At 72.3% G+C, this 3,714-nt stretch carries 4 protein-coding genes and 1 pseudogene; 3 read left to right on the forward strand and 2 right to left on the reverse strand.

Annotated features, from left to right (window positions below; genetic code table 11):
• Positions 1–381 (reverse strand): annotated as a pseudogene (locus FV230_RS25705) (S1 RNA-binding domain-containing protein); the annotation flags it as partial.
• 794 nt (positions 382–1,175) lie between these two features.
• On the opposite strand from FV230_RS25705, the gene FV230_RS31315 reads away from it, so the two are divergent.
• Positions 1,176–1,301: a hypothetical protein gene (locus FV230_RS31315; protein WP_279593292.1), complete on the forward strand. Its 126-nt coding sequence runs from the start codon at positions 1,176–1,178 to the stop codon at positions 1,299–1,301.
• 216 nt (positions 1,302–1,517) lie between these two features.
• Positions 1,518–2,132, forward strand: a complete 615-nt coding sequence (locus FV230_RS25710; protein WP_147844405.1) for a ParB-like protein — start codon at positions 1,518–1,520, stop codon at positions 2,130–2,132.
• A 16-nt stretch (positions 2,133–2,148) separates the two neighbouring features.
• Here the strand turns inward: FV230_RS25710 and FV230_RS25715 are convergent, their stop codons facing one another.
• Positions 2,149–2,544, reverse strand: coding sequence for a PRC-barrel domain-containing protein (locus FV230_RS25715; RefSeq protein ID WP_147729430.1), 396 nt, complete (start codon positions 2,542–2,544; stop codon positions 2,149–2,151).
• A gap of 132 nt (positions 2,545–2,676) precedes the next feature.
• Here FV230_RS25715 and mepA point away from each other — a divergent pair, with 132 nt between their 5' ends.
• Positions 2,677–3,609, forward strand: a complete 933-nt coding sequence (mepA, locus tag FV230_RS25720; RefSeq protein WP_147844406.1) for a penicillin-insensitive murein endopeptidase — start codon at positions 2,677–2,679, stop codon at positions 3,607–3,609.
• The last annotated feature ends 105 nt before the right edge of the window (positions 3,610–3,714 follow it).

The raw sequence follows: 3,714 nt of genomic DNA on the forward strand, positions 1-3,714 counted from the left end.
GGCGGCCTCGGCCCGGCGCCCGCGGACGCGGCGGCCGTTGTTGCGCGGCGACTTGCGGCGGCGCTCCTCGCGCTCGCGGTGCTCCTCGGCGTCGCGGGCCTCGTCCTCGAGCAGCGCCTGCCGGTCGGCGAGCGGGATCTGGTAGTAGTCGGGGTGGATCTCCGAGAAGGCGAGGAAGCCGTGGCGGTTGCCGCCGTACTCGACGAAGGCGGCCTGGAGCGAGGGCTCCACGCGCGTCACCTTGGCAAGGTAGATGTTGCCGCGAAGCTGGCGCCGGTTGGCCGCCTCGAAGTCGAATTCCTCGACCCTAGAACCGTGAACCGTGACGACCCGGGTCTCTTCCGGATGCATCGCGTCGATGAGCATCTTGTTGTTGGCCATGACGAACTTTCGACATGGCGGCGGACGTCGCTCTCCTGGGCCCGTGTCCCGGTGGAGCCTCGCCCGGCCTGAAGGCCGTCAGGGAGAGGGCTCGCGCCGGCCTCGAAACCGAGGCCGCGGGGGCTGAACTGAAGGGATTGCCGTCAACCGCCGCTCGGCGCGCGCTTCCGCTGCGCCTGGGGTTGAACCTGATCGGGGGAACGGACGGATCGGCGCGACGCGCATCGCGCACGCTGACGGCACGGGCAACGGCAATCGATGCTGTGCCTCCGTCCATCTGTATTCCCGACCTCGCGAAAACCATCTCGACCGTCCCGTCATGCCGAGGCGGCCGCGAATTCCATGAAACTCATGCGCCGGGACGAGGCCCGTCGCGTGTGCAGATCCCCGGCCGTCCAGGGCCGCAGCGGCGGAGAAGCGTCGCCGCCGAGGGCGCGCCGTCGCCCGTTCGCGGGCGTCGGCGCACAAACGATCCCGTGAGGACCGGACAGGGCCTGCCATCATTACAGATCGTCGCAGGGCTTTGGCAAGGCCGAGCCGAAACGCCGCCGGAGCGGGCCCGGCGCGGCACGGGTTTCAAAGCGGGCGGCGTGTTCGCGGCGGGCCCGGCGGCCCGCTCCGCCGGCCGCATGGTTCCGGGATCGAGCCCCTTAATCTCGCCGGCTTTGGAGTGCGTCCTGACGGCGTGGCCCCAGCGGCACCGCGGATGCGGCGCCCGGCCGGGGCCGCCGCGATGACGATTCTGCCGGACGACCCCTCGGACGACCCCCTCGGATGGAGCGCGCGAGCCCTTGTTGAAAACCATTGCCCTGGTCGCCTCGGTCGCCGCCTTCCTCGCGGTCCGGGCCCTCGTGAAGTTCCTGCTGCTGCCGTTCCGCGCGCTTCGGCACCTGCGCAAGGACAGCCCGGTCTCGACCTGAGCCCCGGCCCTGCCGGCGCGCATGCGCGTGCCGCGGGCATGCGACGGCATCGCTGAAATCAGCCGTTGCAAGGCTCGGCTGCAAGGCTCGGCTGCGAGGCCGCCGGCTGTCGCAACCGTGAACGGCAGGGTGCCGATCGCGCCTTCCCGCCGGCACCGGAATCATGACAGATCGCCGCGGGGGCCTCGAGAGCCCGGCCGTGGGAACACCGAATCGATGGCCATCCGAGAGCCGGTGCTGGCGCCCGTCCCGATCGCGGATCTGCGCCCGACGCAGATGACCGTGGGCTACCGGGAGGTCGCCGAGAAGCGCCGGCGCTGGCGCGACTACGACGAGGACAAGCGCGCCGCCTTCCTCGGGGCGCACATGGTGCCGACCCTGCTCGGGCCGAAGAAGCACCACTACGTCATTGACCACCACCACCTCTCCCGCGCCCTCATGGAGGAGGGCGTCGAGAGCGTTCTGGTCACCGTGGTCGCCGACCTGCACCACCTCGAGAAGGATGCGTTCTGGACGGTGTGCGACCACAAATCGTGGGTCCACCCCTACGATGCGGACGGCGTCCGCGTCGGGTTCAAGGAGATCCCGAAGACGATGGGGGATCTCGCCGACGACCCCTTCCGCAGCCTCGCCGGCGAGCTGCGCCGGGCCGGCGGCTTCGCCAAGGACACCACGCCGTTCAGCGAGTTCCTCTGGGCCGACTATCTCCGCCGCCACATCAAGCCCAAGCGGGTCGAGAACGACTTCTCGGCCGCGCTCGAGGAGGCGATGGCCTTGGCCAAGGCGCCCGAGACCAACTACCTGCCGGGCTGGTGCGGGCCGACGACGTAGCCGGGCCGCGCCCGCGTCACAGGCCCCAGTACGGCGCCGCGTTGTAGTAGCGGTGGACCCGTTCCTCCCAGGCGCGGTCCTCGGCCGGATCGGTGCCCTCGGGCGAGCGCGGCGGCGCGTCGCGCAGCTGCGCCTCGGTGATGTCGACGACGTAGGCGTCGTGCTCGGGCGAGAAGCGCAGCACGCCCCAGGGCAGGGTGTGGAACCCCTCGCCGAGACCGAGGAACCCGCCGAAGCTCATCACCGCGTAGGCGACCTGACCCGAGCGCTTGTCCAGCATCAAGCGCTCGATCCGCCCGACCTTGGTGCCGTCGGGGCGGCGCACGTCGGTGCCGACGACGCGGTCGTGGGCGATCAGGCTGCGGGGCTGCTCGTCGGGGTTCGCGGCCGGGATCTCGGGTGCGGGCGTCATGCGGCGGCCTCGGGCTCGGTGGGTGCGCCCGCGCTCGGCGAGCGCGGCACGGGTCTGCCCGAAAAACGCCCCGGCGGCGGGCGACGTTCCGATCCTCGACGCGCGACCGCCGGACCGGATACACAGACCCGCATGCACAAGCGCCGCCTCGCCCTCCCCGCCGCCCTCGCGCTCGCCTCGGCGCTCGCGGCCTCCGCCGCCCACGCCCAGGACAAGGGCAGCCTCAACCCCAAACCCCTGCCGCCGCTGGATAATCCCGACGCGCCCTCGACCCCGGCCAAGGCGCTGTTCGGCCGGGTCACCGGCCCGACCTCCGGCCCGACCCACGCCTACGGCTCCTATGCCAAGGGCTGCTTCTCGGGCGGCGCCGCGCTGCCGATCGACGGGGCGACGTGGCAGGTGATGCGCCTGTCGCGCAACCGGAACTGGGGCACGCCCTACCTCGTCGACTTCCTGGAGCGGCTGGCCGGCAAGGCGCCGCGGGTCGGCTGGCCGGGCTTGCTCGTCGGCGACATGTCCCAGCCCCGCGGCGGCCCGATGCTCACCGGCCACGCCTCGCACCAGCTCGGGCTCGACGCCGACGTGTGGCTCACCCCGATGCCGGACCGGCGCATGACGCGGGCGGAACGCGAGGAGACCTCGGCGACCGACATGGTGCGGCCGGACCGCCTCGACATCGACCCCGACACCTGGACGCCGGAGCGGCTGAGCCTGATCCGCCTCACCGCCGAGCAGCCGGAGGTGGCGCGCATCTTCGTCAACCCGGCGATCAAGAAGGCCCTGTGCCGCGAGGCGGACGGCAACCGCGGCTGGCTGCGCAAGGTGCGCCCGATGTACGGGCACAACTACCACTACCATATCCGCCTCGCCTGCCCGGACGGCCAGGATTCCTGCGGCGACCAGGCCGCCCCGCCCCCGGGCGACGGCTGCGGCGAGGAGCTCGCCTACTGGTTCAGCGACGCGATCCTCCACCCGAAGCCCGCGAAGACCAAGCCGAAGCCGCGGCCGCCGATGACCATGGCGGCCCTGCCGGCCGAGTGCCGGATGGTGCTGAAGGCGCGCTGAGGCCCGGTCTTCCGAGCTTGTCCGCCGGCGCGTCGGATCAGGCCAGCTCCTCGCCGGGCGTCGGCTCAGCGGCGGCGGCGCCCGGCTCCGGCGCGGGCGGACCGG

The organism is Methylobacterium sp. WL6, assembly GCF_008040095.1.
Classification (GTDB): domain Bacteria; phylum Pseudomonadota; class Alphaproteobacteria; order Rhizobiales; family Beijerinckiaceae; genus Methylobacterium.